Annotated in this window: 13 protein-coding genes; 4 read left to right on the top strand and 9 right to left on the bottom strand. The window is 58.5% G+C overall.

The genetic code is table 11. The features are described from left to right. Both FDP08_RS18955 and FDP08_RS18950 read left to right on the top strand, forming a co-directional pair. Entirely contained in the window at nucleotides 1–1,638 is a 1,638-nt protein-coding gene (locus FDP08_RS18955; RefSeq protein WP_137437835.1) for a FecR family protein, read from the top strand. Nucleotides 1,639–1,683: 45 nt separating this feature from the next. Continuing rightward, a complete protein-coding gene (locus FDP08_RS18950) occupies nucleotides 1,684–4,260 on the top strand; it encodes a CHASE2 domain-containing protein (RefSeq protein WP_137437834.1) in 2,577 nt (858 codons plus the stop codon). Here FDP08_RS18950 and FDP08_RS20550 read toward each other — a convergent pair. Beyond that, a complete protein-coding gene (locus FDP08_RS20550; protein WP_228263392.1) occupies nucleotides 4,244–4,621 on the bottom strand; it encodes a fibronectin type III domain-containing protein in 378 nt (125 codons plus the stop codon). The two genes, FDP08_RS18950 and FDP08_RS20550, sit on opposite strands and share 17 nt — an antisense overlap. Nucleotides 4,622–4,851: 230 nt before the next feature. Beyond that, the gene (locus FDP08_RS18940; protein WP_137437833.1) at nucleotides 4,852–5,472 is read right to left on the bottom strand and encodes a Crp/Fnr family transcriptional regulator; all 621 of its coding nucleotides are present in this window, start codon (nucleotides 5,470–5,472) and stop codon (nucleotides 4,852–4,854) included. A gap of 111 nt (nucleotides 5,473–5,583) precedes the next feature. Here FDP08_RS18940 and FDP08_RS18935 point away from each other — a divergent pair, with 111 nt between their 5' ends. Both FDP08_RS18935 and FDP08_RS18930 read left to right on the top strand, forming a co-directional pair. Continuing rightward, entirely contained in the window at nucleotides 5,584–5,772 is a 189-nt protein-coding gene (locus FDP08_RS18935) for a YgaP family membrane protein (protein ID WP_137437832.1), read from the top strand. A gap of 66 nt (nucleotides 5,773–5,838) precedes the next feature. Continuing rightward, nucleotides 5,839–6,768 carry a TerB family tellurite resistance protein gene (locus tag FDP08_RS18930; RefSeq protein WP_137437831.1) on the top strand — a complete coding sequence of 310 codons (930 nt, stop codon included), beginning with the start codon at nucleotides 5,839–5,841 and terminating at the stop codon, nucleotides 6,766–6,768. A 121-nt stretch (nucleotides 6,769–6,889) separates the two neighbouring features. On the opposite strand, the gene FDP08_RS18925 is transcribed toward FDP08_RS18930, so the two are convergent. The 7 genes from FDP08_RS18925 to FDP08_RS18895 all read right to left on the bottom strand — a co-directional run bounded on the left by FDP08_RS18925 (nucleotide 6,890) and on the right by FDP08_RS18895 (nucleotide 15,539). Beyond that, on the bottom strand, nucleotides 6,890–7,294 hold the full coding sequence (locus FDP08_RS18925; RefSeq protein ID WP_137437830.1) for a gamma-glutamylcyclotransferase family protein: 405 nt from the start codon (nucleotides 7,292–7,294) through the stop codon (nucleotides 6,890–6,892). A 134-nt stretch (nucleotides 7,295–7,428) separates the two neighbouring features. Further along, nucleotides 7,429–7,620 (bottom strand): HIT family protein, encoded by a 192-nt coding sequence (locus FDP08_RS18920; protein ID WP_137437829.1) that lies wholly within the window; start codon nucleotides 7,618–7,620, stop codon nucleotides 7,429–7,431. A 29-nt stretch (nucleotides 7,621–7,649) separates the two neighbouring features. Continuing rightward, nucleotides 7,650–10,307: an AAA family ATPase gene (locus FDP08_RS18915; protein WP_137437828.1), complete on the bottom strand. Its 2,658-nt coding sequence runs from the start codon at nucleotides 10,305–10,307 to the stop codon at nucleotides 7,650–7,652. Continuing rightward, nucleotides 10,304–11,425 carry a metallophosphoesterase family protein gene (locus tag FDP08_RS18910; protein WP_137437827.1) on the bottom strand — a complete coding sequence of 374 codons (1,122 nt, stop codon included), beginning with the start codon at nucleotides 11,423–11,425 and terminating at the stop codon, nucleotides 10,304–10,306. The genes FDP08_RS18915 and FDP08_RS18910 overlap by 4 nt, the downstream gene beginning before the upstream one ends. A 38-nt stretch (nucleotides 11,426–11,463) precedes the next feature. Further along, a complete protein-coding gene (locus FDP08_RS18905; RefSeq protein ID WP_137437826.1) occupies nucleotides 11,464–12,213 on the bottom strand; it encodes a CLCA_X family protein in 750 nt (249 codons plus the stop codon). Nucleotides 12,214–12,303: 90 nt separating this feature from the next. Next, nucleotides 12,304–14,220 carry a PHA/PHB synthase family protein gene (locus FDP08_RS18900; RefSeq protein WP_137437825.1) on the bottom strand — a complete coding sequence of 639 codons (1,917 nt, stop codon included), beginning with the start codon at nucleotides 14,218–14,220 and terminating at the stop codon, nucleotides 12,304–12,306. A 101-nt stretch (nucleotides 14,221–14,321) separates the two neighbouring features. Beyond that, a complete protein-coding gene (locus FDP08_RS18895) occupies nucleotides 14,322–15,539 on the bottom strand; it encodes a polyhydroxyalkanoate depolymerase (RefSeq protein ID WP_137437824.1) in 1,218 nt (405 codons plus the stop codon). Nucleotides 15,540–15,666 lie beyond the last annotated feature (127 nt).

Here is a 15,666-nt window from a genome sequence, read left to right as displayed (position 1 = left end):
ATGATTCAACGCTCCACCCGCACTCTGGCTCAGTTTACGTTGCTGCTGAGCAGCCTATGGTTCGCGCTTCCTGCGCAGGCTGAGCTGTCCGTTACCCGTGGTTCGCAACCGGGTAACAACATGGCTGAATCCACTCCGGTTCCTGAATGGGTCTATACCGTACGGCCGGGCGAAAGCTTTGACGAAATCGTCGACATCCTGCTCGCACGAAATGTACCGGCAAACCGGCTGCTTCAGCACAACGGCATCGACAACGCGGCCACGGTCGGCAGTGGCGACAGTCTGCGCATACCGCTGGCCTGGCTCCAGCGCCAGCCCGACCCGGCACGCGTGCGCTCTGTTGCCGGCCAGGTACAGCTGATTTCCGGCAGCGATAGCCGCAAGCGCCCCCTGACCAGCGACATGCTGGTGCGGGTTGGTGATGAAATACTCTCCCACTCCGGCACTGCCACCGTGGAACTGGCCGACGGCTCGGTAGTGAGAATTTCCCCGAATTCACGTCTGGCGTTCAACAGGCTCACCCAGTACGGCAAATCCGGTATGGTGGACACCCGGCTGCGCCTGGACCGTGGTGAAATCGAAACCCAGGTCAAACCGGTGATTGAAGGCGGCTCCCGCTTCGAGATCGAAACACCCTCTGCCGTAGCCGCTGTCAGGGGCACCATGTTTACCCTGAGAACCTCACCCGGCAAGACGGATCTGCGGGTCACCGAAGGGGAAGTCTCATTTGGCCCGCCCGGCAAAACCCGTCGCATTCCTGCCGGCTATAGCGCCAGCGTTTCCACGGTGGGCGTCGGTGGTATGAGTATCCGCCAACTCCCGCCCGCACCGGCCATCAATCCGCTGCCGCCCCAACTGAAACAGTTGCCGGCGCAGTTGAGCTGGCAGCCCAATGGCGCCAGTGCACATCGGTTGGACATCTTCGATGCCGAATCCGGCCGCTGGATGGATAGCCGTCGGGTGAACGGCGACAGTTTCAATATTGACCTGCTGGACAACGGCAACTACGACATTCACCTGGCCGCGCTGGACAGCCGTGGCATTGCCGGCATGCCAGGTATCCTGAGCGTAGAGGTGGATTTGCAGGCGCGCACAGCTACCCTGGAGCAGCCACAACCCGGTGCCACGGTGAACGATGACATGCCGGAATTCCGCTGGCAGGTCCATGGCGAGAACGAAGTGGCGCGGGTTGAAATTGCGGCAGACAAGGACTTTGGCAACCTCGTAGCCACCAGCGAGTGGGCGCCAGACCAGAGCGCACTGCCATCACGCCCGCTCTCGCCGGGGCAATATTACTGGCGCGTGGTTACTGAAGCCGGCGGCAATTCCGTTGCCACCAGCGAGCCCCGTACCTTGGTGGTTAACGGCACGCTGCCGCCGGTACGCATCATCAGCGTGAACTATGTGGACAGCCAGGTGCGGGTGTTCTGGCAGAAGGTGGATACCGCTGCCGAGTATCGCCTGCAGCTGTCTGAAGAACCCCGATTCAACAACATCATCAAAGAGGCTACGCTCTCGGATACCACGGCGGCCTTGCGCCTGATTCCCGGAAGGCGGTATTTTGTGCGCCTGAAAGCGCTTTCTGATGGCCCTCTTGAAAGCCGCTGGGGACCAGGGAGGGAATTATTTCTGGAATAATCCGTTGCGCATCTTTTTGCACCTAGACATCCGACAGCAGGCCACATGACCCGGAACTGGCTTCCAATAAAAACAACACCGTGGACACTCGGCCTGCCACTGCTGACCATACTGTTGTTACTGCAGGCCACCTCTATTCCCCAGAGGCTGGACTTCTGGCTTTACGACACCCTGATTACGGCCAACCCGTTGGAAGCCTCTGACGACGTTGTACTGGTCGCCATCGACGAACAGAGCATGGATCGCCTCGGCCGCTGGCCCTGGCCGCGCACCACCCACGCACGGCTCATCGAAAAACTTCACCAGGCCGGCGCGAAAACCATCGTTTTCGATATCCTGTTCCCGGAACCGTCTCTGGACGACCCCGAACTGGCGAGCGCCATACGCAACCATGGCAACGTTATTCTGCCGCTGCACCTGTCACCACCAACCAGCAATTACCTGATCAGCGAACAGCTACCCGTGGCCGAACTGGCGGACGCTGCCGCGGCACTCGGGCATGCCCATGTGGAGCTGGATGAAGACGGCCTGGCACGGGGCATTTACCAGCTGAACGGGCTTGGCGACCAGCTATGGCCCAGCCTGGCCCTGGCCGCCTCCGGGAAAACACTGCCGGCCAAAAAGCCCGGCGAAATAGCGCCGTACACCAATGTAAGACAGCATTACAGGGCCATCCCACTGGCCGGTGGCGCCGGCACACTGCCGTCTTATTCCTACACCGAGATACTGGAGCGCCCGCCCGCGCCAGAAGCCTTCCGGGACAAGACCGTCTTCGTTGGCGCAACGGCGCCAGGATTCGGCGACATCCTGCCCACCCCGTTTTCCGGGCTTAATCAACCCATGCCGGGGGTGGAGTTCCATGCCAACAACTACTCGGCGCTGGTTCAGGAGGAGCTGATATCAAAAGTATCCAGATCCACCGCCATTGGCCTGGCCCTGTTCACCATTATTGTTCTGGCCGTTGCCCTGCCCCGCATGCGGCCGGCAAGGAGCATGGTGCTGTGCCTTGCGTGCGTAGTCGTGCTGGCTCTCGTACACGCATTGCTGTTGTTTTACGGGCGGCTATGGCTGCCGGTATCCCATGCCATCATTGTCCCGCTGCTGGCATTGCCAGTGACCAGCGCCCTGCGGCTGGCGATGACCAACCGTTTTCTGAACCGGCAACTGGACGAACTGGCCAGGGGGCCTACCATGACCCTCCAGGAACCTTCTCGCCGGCACCCGCCACAACTGCTCAGCCACTTCCAGGCCCTGTTCCAGCCTGAAGGCTGGCTGTTGACCGAGGGTGATGACGTACTGACCGCCTCCGGGCTGACCGAAGCCGACATTCCGCCCCTGGACAAGCCCGGCGAATGGGTTCATGTCGGCGGCCAGAGTTGGATCAGCCTGACCCGCGGCGGCCATACCTACAAACTGGGCCTGAAGCTATCCAACGATCTGAGCCGCGAGGCCACCCAGCGATACCTGCGCCGCCTGCCGCTGACAGCCATCAATACGCCGAACGGCCAGCCCCGTCCAAAAGAGAACATATCTGCCCGAATCGAACGCGTCCGGCTTGCAACAGAGCGCATGAGCCAGATGCAGAAGTTCATACGCCGCAGCTTCGAGCGCATGCCTGACGGCATTATCGTCACCGACGAGCTGGGGGTAATCCGCTTTGCCAATGGCCACATCGAAGAATGGTTCCGCGAACCCATGCCAAGCCTGAATGGCCTGCCCCTGGCCCGGCTTCTGGAAGGTCACGACCCGAGAGAAACCCCGCCCTGGCACGAAACCGTCTCCGAGACGCTGACCCTGGCCCAGAGCCGCACCGTGGACCTGCGCATCCACAACAAGGACTTCCTGATACACTTTGCACCGTTCTCGCTGCCGGACAGCGACCAGAGTGGCATCATCGCCAACATCTCCGACATCTCGGAATTGCGGGAGCAACAACGCCAGCACCGGGAGGCCATCGACTTTATTTCCCACGATGTACGCTCCCCACTGGTGTCACAGCTGGCGCTGATTGAGCAACTGAAACGAAACCAGGGCCAGGTGGAACCGGAACAACTGGACCAGCTCGGCAGGCTGGCCAGGCGCAGCTACCACCTGGCGGAAGAGTTCGTGCAACTGGCCAGAGCCGAACAGCTGACCGAAACCCGCTTCTACGAATGTGAGTTCCTGGCCATTGTCGAAAATGCCCGGGACAGTGTCAGCGAGCAGGCGGCGGAGAAAGGCATCCAGTTGATACTGCAGGGAACCGAAGACTTGTGGTTAAAGGGCAATGCGGAATTACTGGAACGGGCGGTCATTAACCTGCTGACCAACGCGGTGCAATACAGCCCGCCGCAGTCCACCATCAACATCCAGGTATACCAGGCCGGCCATCAGGCGTGCCTCACCGTCAGTGATGAAGGGGAAGGCATTGCGCCGGAAGAACTCCCCCATCTGTTTGACCGGTACCGGCGCCAGAAAAGCAGTGAACTATCCGGCAACCATGGCACCGGTCTTGGGCTCTCGTTCGTCAATGTGGTCGTTGAAAAGCACCGGGGCGAGATTCATGTCCAGTCCCGGCTTGGAGAAGGCTCGGCCTTCACCCTCAAACTTCCGGTCACCCATCCCATCAGATCGTTTTACTGACCTGCTCTGAAGGCGCACTCACCAGGCCGTCAACGTCTTCGACCTGAATCGTAAAATACCAGGTACCGTAATCCAGGTTGTTAATGGTGTAGTCCATGACATTGGCGTCATCAATGCGAACTGCCTCGGTAAGCTCATCCGGATCCTGACCGTAACTGATCACATACCCGGACAACTCGCCCATCTTGATGCCCTCCCCGTTCGCGCGGGTTGCAGGCGCATTCCAGCTCAGGGATGCCGAGCGTTCGGCAAACTGCTGTCCCTGGGCATAACTCGTGCCGGAACTGTCCGAAGAACTGCCGCTCACACAGCCGGTAAGCACGACTCCCATGAAAAGCGCGGCGATCCATGCCTTAGACATTTTAATGACGCGTTTCATATTCATTTAACACCAATATCTCGTCGCAGTTGTGAAATTTTATAAAACGCTGGCGAGTATCGATGTGAAGGGTGTCATTATGCCAATTAAAAATTCGTCAATTTCTCGACAGTTAATTGTAATTAATTAGTGGAAAGTACTGATAATTGGGCAACTTATTGCCCGGAAGGGAGTAAACGAGAGGGGAAACGCACTACGAAAGTATTAACGGATCAGAGAAGCAGGCCTGTCACTTTAATCTTTCCACGGGACAATCTGACCATATCGCGCCTTTCGAGCTCTTTCAGCAGGCGGCTTACCACCTCCCTGGCAGTCCCGAGCTCCACCGCCAGTTCCTGATGGGTAATGACCACCGGCCCACGGGCAGCGCGACTCAGCAGCCACTCTTCAAGCCGCTTGTCCATGCGGCGGAAAGCAACCTCTTCCACCAGCAGCATCAGATCATCCAGCCGGCGACCATAGGACTCCATGATCCCCAGCCGGAACCCGGCAGACTGGTCCATCAGCCGGTCGAATACCCCACGGGGGATCATCAGCGCCTCTGCAGCTTCCTCCACTACCGCCTCGGCACGGTAAGCCCGCCCCGTCATCAGGCAACCGATGGAAAGCGTACAGATTTCGTCTGCCTCCATTCGGTAGAGAACAATGCTGTGGCCGGAGACCCCCGTCATCTGCACCTTGACCCTACCGTCCACAACCAACGGCAGCCCCTGACAGTGCTGCCCCGCGCTGAACAGAATCTGCCCGGGCGGAAACTGCATCAAGCGGGCTTTTTCCAGAGTTTCCTTGCGCAGAGTGTCATTCAGACTGTCGAGCATGCTGTGGCGGGCCATAAAACCTGATCCTGTCCGGCGGCAATGTGGAGTTGAATGTGACTTTATCACTGAAGGCGGAAATGGTGCTGCTCTACCATCAAGTCATCACTCAGCAAAGGAGACGGAAAAATGACGAAAAACATGGGAACTGCAGACCGCACCATACGGGCAATTGTAGGCGTCGTTTTACTGGCGCTGGTCTTTGTCGGACCACAGACAGCCTGGGGCTGGATTGGTATCATCCCGCTGGCAACAGCACTGATGGGTAACTGCCCGGCTTACTCGCTGATCGGGGTCAGAACCTGCAAGAAGCAGTAGACATCCGAACGACAAAAGGCAGATCATAATCCCGGATCTGCCTTTTTGCGTGAAGGAACAAGGAATATGGCTCAATTCGAACCCAGCGACGGGATGCAGGATGTCGAGACCGTTGTACGCGACCCCTTGCGGTTCAAGCTGAAACTCGACATCGGTGACCAGGCCTATTCCTCCCTGCGCCTGAAGAAATACCTCCTGGATAGCGTTGATGCCGCGAACGGAGCGGCCACCGGGTTCATCTTCGCAAAATCATCCCTGGTCGCGTCCACGTTTTTCGCGCCTTCAGGGTTTCTCGGCGCACTGGGCATCGGAACCGCCGTCACCCCGGTAGGCTGGGCGATCGGCGCAGGGGTAGCCGGCGCAGGCCTGAGCCTGATCATCGGCAAGCGGTTTGTAAGAGGCTCCTCTGACCGCGTAAAACAGATCCCCGACTACATCAATACGCCGATGGATGTTCTGGCAACTGGGCTCTTCGACATGATCGCGACGCTTGGGGTAAAGCTTGCCGAGATTGATGGCGAGTTCGTCCAGCAAGAGCGTGACTTCATCACACGCTATTTCGTAGAGGAATGGGGGTATGACCCGCTCTTCGTTCAACAAGGCCTGAAGCTGATAGAAGAGCAGTCCGATCAACACTCGATAGAAGAGATCACTGAACAACTGGCCCGCTTCAAGAAAGCCAACCCGGATTGCAATTATCGCTCTATGTCGAGAGAGATCATCACCTTCCTGAATGGCATCGCAGAAGCAGACGGCTATCTGGATAAACGCGAAGAAATGGCGGCCGAAAAGGTGGAAGCCATATTTGAAGAGATCAATTCCATCACCACGACTCTCTCAGAGTCAGCCAGGGCCGGCGTGGAGCAAGTATCCCGTTATGGTAGATTCACGCTTAACGGGCTGGGTTCAGGGCTGAATACGACCAGGAAAGGATTGCAACGACTAAAGGCTCAGTCCCGTGAGAAGCTGTCGCGGCTGCGGTCAAAGGACCGGTGAACCGCGGATCACTACGCCACGAGGCTGCTTACAAGCACGACAACCCGTGTCCAGCTCCATCACCGGTACTCGTCTGCCTTGAGCTTTTCCTGGGCAGCCTGCAGCTCTTGCTTTCTTTTGTTCAGGAACGCCATCGAAGGGCCCCTCGCCTCAGCGAAGTGGATCCATCAGGCCAGCCACCTCTTCGGATCTCCGGCAAACCGGAAACATCCGGATTGTATATATAGATCCACACGGGCCCGAAAGGCGTTTCAAGCTGACGACGGTCATACTCGCCAGACCTGGGCGCCCGCGGTTTATGGCCTTCAAGCTCATCCAGCCTGGCAAATATCTCATTGGTGACGTCGTAGACTTCAACATCAACCCCATAACTGGGGCGCAGCTTGGCACCAGGAAAAGGCCCGATGTCATAGAGGATGATCTGCTTCAACCTGCAGCATCCGACAAAGTGGGCTTTGGTCAGAAAATGGTGGTTTGAATAACCTTTCTTGAGAGTGCCATAGACGCCTACACGATTAAGACTCACTCGCCCTCCTCGACCAGCATATTCATTATCAGGCGGATCATGGTGTCTTTGTTTGCTGGATCTGATTCTGCCACCAACAGCGCCACCCCTGATCACCCGAAGCGTTGCAAAGCGCTTTTTATAATCAAGCAAGTTCACCGGCCACTCCAGTAATCCGCTTTCTCCAGGAGTACCCATCGCACACCACCACGAGGATCTTTCTGGTCGCCCTGATACCTCGGAATCAAATGACAATGCATATGCAAGACCGTCCGCGCTGCCGCGGTTCCACAGTTCGTACCAATATTGTAGCCATCCAGCTGGTAACGACTTTCAAGCCAATGCATTTGAAGGCATTGCACCTTGGTCTGATGCGTCACACCAGGTTAGCAGAACCCTGCTCCTTCATCGCCTGAATATCCCTAGGCGGCACACCCAGATCACTCCACTTCTCCGGATGGCAGGTAAACAGCAGTATCTGGTGGCGGTTGGCCGCGTCGAACAGGATGCGTTTCATATCGTCCAGGCGGTCTGTGTCGCTGTGTACCAGGGTGTCATCCAGTATTACCAGGGTCGGCCTGCCGGCTTCGCGCAGCAGGTCTGCATAGGCCAGGCGGCTGATCAGGCCCATCTGTTCGCGGGCGCCGAAGCTCAGCTCGGCGATCTGTCCCAGTTCGGTTCCCCGGGTGAACGTGCCCGGGCGCAGGTGTTCGTCCACTTCCAGGGTGGCTTGCGGGAACAGTAGTGACAGGTAGTGGTCCAGGTGTTTCTGCAGGGGTGCCTGCAGGCGGCGAGTCAGAGCCTGACGTTTTTCAGTCAGCAGGATAAGCAGCAGATCCAGCGCCCGGGCGCGGCGATCCAGTTCCTGGTAGCGGCGGTTGCACTGCTCGAGCTCGGCCACTTTGTCGTTGCGTTGCTCTTCCAGGCCTTCAGCGCCCCAGGCTTCCAGCCTGACCTGTATATCCCTCAGTTCCCGCTGCCGTTCTTCCTGGGTCTGGCGCAGGGTGCTGATGCTGCGCTGATACCGTTCAATGTCCTGGCGCAGGATAGCCGGGCGGGCTTGCTGTATTTCCTGCTCACGGGCCTGCAGGGTTGTTTCCAGGCGGGCCCGTTTGTCTTCGATTTCAGCTAGTTCTTTTGAGAGCTTCTGCAGCTGCTTCTGGTGTTCCGGATTCTGCACTTCGTCCTGAAGTTGCTGCCACTCAGATTTCGCGTTGTCGCGGGTCTGGCGGCGGGTCAGGAGCTCTGTCTGGTGCTTGCGTTCCTCGGCCTCTGCTTCGGCCAACCGGGTTTCGGCCTGGGCGCGCCCGGCTTCTGCAGAAGCAACATCGGTTACCTGGAGCTGCTGGCCGGGTTCTGGCACAGGGCTGTTCTCCAGTTCGGTTTTTGCTTTTTGCAGTTGGGATTGTGTTTCTTTCTGGTCCGCCAGCAACTGTTCGATACCCACAGGTGCAACGGATTTGAGCAGTTCGCGGGTATGTTGCAGTGTTCTTTCGGCGGCTTCGTAAGCGACCACGCGATGCTCTGCCTGCTGGACGGAGTCCACCCCCAGGGTTTTCATCTGTTCGGCCAGGCCCTGTCCCAGCGTGGAAAGCTTGCGTTGGGTACTGGCGAGGTCCTCGCCGCCGGGGGTAATTCCCAGCGTTCCCACACCCGGCACTACCAGGCTGGATTCTTCGAGCAGTTGTCGCTCACCCTGCCCTTCCAGGAGTTCCTCATTCAGCGCCAGTCTCACGCCCGGCTCCAGCTGCCAGGTTAATCGGGTGGCGATGGTTTGCGAGCGGATGTTTTCTTCTTTCAGTTGATGCTCGGTGTTTTTGAGGGCTTTCACTGCCTTGGCATTAATCTGGTTCTGTCGGGACTGCTCCCTCGCCTGCTCCAGTTCCTGCTGATATTGCCGGGCTTTGTCCAGGTTCTGAGTCAGCGTGTGGTTATGCTGTTCCAGCCGGCGAATGTCCTGCTCCAGACGGGAGCGGGTTTCCTGAAGACGGGCCTGGTCGACCTGTTTTGCGGCGGCCTCGTAGGCGGCTTTTGCCTCCTGGACCTTGCCCGCAATGGAGGGGGTGCGCGCCTCGGCCTGTTCCAGTTCCCGCTGGGCTTTGTCCAGCTCTGTTTTGCGAACGTCCAGTTTTTTGTTCAGGCTCTGCAGCTGTTCCTGGTTCTGCCGTAACAGTTGCTGGTTGTTCTGCAGGTGGGTCAGGGTTTCTTTTTCCCGGGCCTGTTGTTGTTCCAGCTTCTCGACTTGCCGGTAGCGTTCCTTCGCCTGTTCAAGCTGCCGCTCGGCCTCTTCCCAGGGGCGTTCGTGCTGGGTGCGCTCGTAGTCCTGGGTGAGCTTGCCCAGCCGGTCTACCTGCTCCTGGTATTTCTGGATGCGGGCCTGCAGTTCGTCGATTTCCTGCTGGTGTTCTTCCCGCTCTTTCTCCAACTTCTGGTAATCGCCACGGGGTTTGCCGGTGGGGGTAAACAGGTCACTCCAGCGGGCTTTGACCTGTTCGATCAGCTCGTCGCCACCGGTGCTGGCCACTTCGCCCACCAGGGAATTGAGCGCGGATTTGAGGTGGTCGCCGGCATGCTCTACCGCCTGCTCGATATTCTGGCCGGTGCCCTGCTCGACCCACAGCAACCCGGGCACACCCCAGTGCTCGGGCTTGCTGACGCCTTTGGCGGAGAACTGGAAGCCCAGGAGTTCGGCGAGTTTTTCCTCGGCCTCGTCTTCGCTGTAGCTGTCCGAGTCGATCTTGAGGTCGCAGCGTTTGCGCTGGAGAAAGCTTTTTACCAGGTGCCAGGATTTCTGCTGGGCGTCGAAGTCCAGCGTGATGGTCGGGGCGGCAGCAGAATCACCCCAGGGGCGAAGGTCATCAACGGAACTGGTGCGATAACGTTCGAAGAAGGCCGCACGAATCGCTCGCACCAGCGTGCTCTTGCCCGACTCGTTGGGGCCGTGGATCAGGTTAAGCCCCGGCTGCAGGTCGTCCAGGACAAACGGTTGCCGGAACTGGCGAAGCTGCTCCACCTGCAGGCGACGGAGTTTCATTCGCTGGCCTCCTGTTTCCGGTCTTTCAGCAAGCCTGCCAGAATCGCGAGTGCATCCCGCGCGACTTCGGCATCGTCATCCTGCTGTCGGATTCGGAGATGTTCGATCACCTCTCCTACGTAGCCATCCGCCTTCAGGGCGGCAATATCGTCATCGGTGGGCTCGAGCTGTAGTCCGCTGCGATCACACTGGATGCTGCGGAATCTGGCCTCGGCCACGGACAGCGCATTGATCAGTTTTTCTTCACCGGCCAGGGTCACCGAGCCTTCCAGGCGAAGATCCACCACGGAGGGCTCGGGCAAGGCCTGTAGCCTGTCCAGCAGCTGGTCCAGATCCGATTCAACGGTCAGGGTTTCCCGCCACTGGTGCCACTGGTAGCGCGCGGTTTCAATGGGGGTGACGGTTGGCGATTCACCCGGCCCCGGCACATTGACGATCAGGGCGTAACCAGCACCGTTGTTGCGGAACCGTTCCGGCTCCGGTGTGCCGCTATACCAGGTACGTTCATCCATCTGTTTGGCGCCGTGCCAGTCGCCAAGGGCGAGGTAGTCCAGGCGGGCGGTATCTGCACGGTTCGGTAATATGGGATTGGTGGAGTCGATCTCGTCGGGCAGCAGTCCCTGCACGCTGCCGTGGGCCAGACCAACCCGGGCCAGACCTTCCGGGGTTTCACAGTTATTGAAGGCTTCGGTAAGGTCACTGTAGGTATTGCGCTGCGTCAAAGGGGCGCAGAGGAGCGCGAGGCCCTGTGGCTCCAGGTTGATCACGCCCGGCTCCAGGGCAAGATGGACATTGTCAGGCACCGCGTCCAGGCGCCTGGCCCGGGTCCACACGCTTTCCGCCAGCGCGGCATCATGGTTGCCCGGCAGCATTACCCACGGGCCGGTGAATGCTCTGGTGGCATTGAACACGCGGCGAATGGTCCGGTCGGCGACAGTCTGGGCATCAAAGACATCCCCGGCCACCAGCACCGCATCGCACTGGTGCTCGTTGGCCAGCCGTGCGAGTTTTTCAATGGCCTCAAAGCGGGCCTCAACCAGAGCGGCACCGTCTTCTGTTTCGAAGCGGCTGAACGCCCGCCCCATTTGCCAGTCTGCCGTGTGTAAAAACTTTGGCATGCAACCTTCCCCGGATCATTTCGAAATCGTGGGCAAGTTTAGCCGGCTTTGGCCTGTTCCCGAAACAACGCAGCGCCCAGTGCTTCAAAATAGTGCCTGAAAGCATCGTTGATCCGCTGTCGCTGGGCACCTTCCGGATACAGGCCCGCTTTTGCCTCGTCGGAATACACCGTACCCCGTACCAGGAAGCTGTTTCGGGGCGCGCAACCTTCCACAAAAGCTTCAAAGGCACGGGCGCAAAGCTCTTCCGGCCTGGCGTAGTAAAGGACTTTCAGCCCTGCATCCGCCTTTTGTGATGCACGGAACAGTGGGCTGGGTGCGGTGCCGTCTTCGTTGAGGAGGATGGCCTGGAAGCAGACACTCAAGCGTTCATTCAGCGGGTGGTCTTTCTGGTTCGCACTGCTCAGCCAGGCGCTGGAGGCAAAACCGTGCTGCTCCAGTTTTCGGAACGCCTTGTTCCCCATGTAATGATCAAAGGCGTGGAACCACTCGTGGGCGAGGCTGCCCGCGCCCGCGTTCTTGGCCAGGGCCAGTTGTCGGGTTGCGGGGATATAGTGGGCCGCTACCCCCGGCCGGCCGCCAATGCCGTATTGCAGCCCCAGGGTACTGCGCAGTGAAATCAGGGTTTCCGGGCCCCGAAGGATCGTCATCAGGTCACACAGCGCCTGGTAAAACCGGCCTGCTGCCCTGTCCCGTTCCTGCGGAGTTACCCAGCGACCAACTTCGATGCTGCGGAACTCGAACTGGCGCCTTACCGTGACAAACGAAACCGGGCTTTGCCCTGCCATGACCATTCTCCCCGCTTGAGCGCCTGCAAACACCGGCCACCCGGAATACTGTTTATATGTACAGTATTCTGGATGGCAACAGGCAGCGGGTCAACCCGTTTTGGCGGGTTTTCGGCTTCTCTGGCGCTGGGGGGATTTGCCCTCTGCCGGCTTGCCGGTTGTGCGCTCGGCGGCGGTGGTTTTGCGTTTGCGTGGTTTGGGTGCCTCCGGAGCCGGCTCATTGCGCACATAGGAGCCGGGCGCAGGCTCGATAACAGGTAGCTCTCCGTCGCCCGGGATTCTCGCCGGCACTTCACCGCCACTGAACTGCTCTGCCCACTTGACCCAGTCCGGCCACCAGGAGCCTTCGAATTCCTCCGCTCCGGAGAGCCACTCATCCGGTGACAGGTCGGTGTTCTCGTTTATCCGATAACCGTATTTGTTCTGGTAAGGCGGGTTGATAATTCCGGCAATATGGCCAGAGCCACCCAGCACAAAGCGAACCGGCCCACCCAGATAGCGTGATCCTTTGTAGCAGGACTTCCAGAGGGCAATGTGATCCTCAATAGCTGAGGCAAAGTAGGCGGGCACCTTCACCTGCGAGAGGTCAATCGGCGTTCCGGCAAGGGTGATGCCACCGGGCTCGCCCAGGCGGTTCTCAAGGTACATGTTGCGCAGGTAGAAACTGTGCATGGCACCGGGCAGCCGGGTGCAGTCTGTGTTCCAGTGCAACAGGTCGAAGGGGGGTGTTTCCCGGCCCAGCAGGTAGTTATTGATATAGAAGGACCAGATAAGGCTGTTGGCGCGCAGCATGCTAAACGCAGTGGCCATGGAGACGCCATCAAGATAGCCCTGCTTCTTCATGGCCTTTTCCATCTTGCTGATCATGTCTTCATCAATGAAGACCTCTATATCGCCAACGTCTGAAAAATCCAACAGGCTGTTGAAGAAGGTGGCGCTCTTCACCCGGTCGTCGCCACGGGCTGCCAGCCAGGCAAGCGCGCAACCCAGCAGTGTGCCGCCAATACAGTAGCCGACGGCATTGACCTCACGCTCACCGGTGGCTTTCTCGATAGCATCCAGGGCGGCTACCGGGCCCTCAAGCATGTAGTCCTCGAAGCCCTTGTCGGCATGCTCCTTGCCCGGGTTTACCCAGGAAATGACGAAAACCGTGTGGCCCTTCTCGACCCAGTAGCGGATGAACGACTTTTTCGCACCCAGGTCCAGAATGTAATACTTGTTGATCCAGGGCGGTACGACCATAAGCGGCCGACGATGCACTGTCTCGGTCGTTGGTCGATACTGTATGAGCTGCATCAGATCATTCTGGTAGATGACATCGCCCGGCGTATCGGCCAGGTTTCTGCCAACCTCGAACGCCTTCGGGTCCGACATTCTGAAGAACATCTGGCCATCGGCGTCGTCAAGATCCCGCAAAAAATTGGCGAGGCCACGCACGAGGTTGCGACCCCTGGTGTCCACAGTCGTGCGCAGCACCTCGGGATTGGTCAGAACAAAGTTGCTGGGTGACAACGCTGCAGTAACCTGGCTGGTAAAGAAGCGGACTTTATGGCGGTCGTGCTCATCAAGACCCCGAACATCATCAATGGTGTCCATGATCCAGCGATCCGACATCAGGTAAGCCTGTTGGATAAAGTTGAAAAAAGCGCGATCGGTCCAGGCGATGTCTTTGAAGCGACCGTCACCCCGCTCCGGGGCCGTCACTCGCATCGGCTCCCGGCTGATCAGGCTCATTGCCGCACCGGTACCGAGGATGGCCGCGTTCTGCACCAGGCGCATCTGGGAAGTAATGACCGCATCCGGCTGAGTGGCAAATTTTATGGTGAAACGCACGAAGGGTTTCGCCATGCTCTTGAGGCTGACCGGATTGGGCCGGCCGCCTTTCAGGCGCCTTAACACTGAGCGCGTGATCAGGCGGGTGCCATATACCCCCGCACTGACCAGGGCTTTGGGCACCGTTTGTTGTTCATCACCGCCGGACGGCGACTTGACAGGTTTAGTGGACATGGACACATTCCCTCGGTTCACCACTGCTATATTGTTGAAAGCACTGCCCTCAAATTAGCAGAGGGAAGCAAGGGCAACAAGATACCTGAGCGATGGTCTGCTCAGGCGCTGCGAATAAACTTCTGCAACTTGGGGGCGATTTCGTCGCGCCAGCGGCGGCCGTTGAAAGTGCCATAATGGCCAACTCCCGGCTGCAAGTGGTGCGCCCGGCGGTCGTCGGGAATATTGGTGCAGAGTTTGTGGGCTGCGCGGGTCTGGCCCGGGCTGGAAATGTCGTCTTTTTCGCCCTCTATGGTCATCAACGCGGTTTTCTCAATAGCACTGGGGTCTACCAGCCTGCCACGATGCTTGAAACAGCCCCGAGCCAGATGGAATTCCTGGAATACCCGCTCAATGGTTTCCAGGTAGTAGGCGTCAGGAAGGTCCATCACCGCCAGATATTCGTCGTAAAATTCCCTGTGGCGGGTGACTTCTTCCGCGTCATCATCCCGAATGGACCTGAACAGTCCCCGATAGGCATCCAGATGGCGGTCGAAGTTCATGTTGATGAACCCCGTCAGCTGCAAAAAGCCGGGATAGACCTTGCGCATGGTGCCCGGGTAAGGCGCCGGCACGGTATGGATCAGGTTGCGCTTGAACCACGAGAGTTTGTGTTTTTTGGCCAGTTCGCAGGGCTCTGTCGGATCAACCCGTCCGTCTACCGGGCCGCTCATCAGCGCCAGAGAACGCGGCGCTGACGGATGATTATCCTGGGCCATCAGGGCGGTGGCCGCGAGCACCGGCACTACCGGCTGGCAGACCGCCAAAACGTGTGTGTCGGGGCCGATGTGATTAATAAAATCAATCACATAATCAATATAGTCGTCGAGCCCGAAATTGCCCTCCGAAATGGGCACCATACTGGCATCACGCCAATCGGTAATGTACACATCGTGGCCCGGCAACATGGTTTCTACAGTGCCCTTGAGAAGCGACGCATAATGGCCGGACAGCGGCGCTACGATAAGCAACTTGGGGTCATCCGGACGATCAACGTTACGCTGGAAATGCTTCAACTGACAAAAGGGCTTGCGCTTGACGATGGTTTCGTTGACCAGAACCGTCTCTCCATCGCAAACCGTTGTGTCCAGATTGAAGGACGGTTTGGGATAACGCCTGGTTAGATCCCCAAACACGTTGAGGGCTGAGGCAATACTGCGGGTGCCAGGAACCCTGGACCAGGGATTCAGCGGGTGCCGAAGGATTTTGCTATGGCCACTCGCCAGCATGCGGGCCGGGGTCAGTGCAAGGCGGCTCATTTCGTGCGTTAAATACATCATGGCGCGAGTTATCCTGAGTGAGTTAGGTTGATCTGGATCTTTGTCGCTACTCCGCTCCTTTGGATACTGTTTTCTCGGGCTTGCCAAGCCGACCAGTGCGGACAGTACCGTCATCTTACGCTTATTA

Origin of the sequence: Marinobacter panjinensis (assembly GCF_005298175.1) — a bacterium.
Taxonomy (GTDB): Bacteria; Pseudomonadota; Gammaproteobacteria; order Pseudomonadales; family Oleiphilaceae; genus Marinobacter; species Marinobacter panjinensis.
The sequence above is the reverse complement of the archived record's forward strand: the minus strand, read 5'-3'. Positions and strand labels throughout refer to the sequence as shown.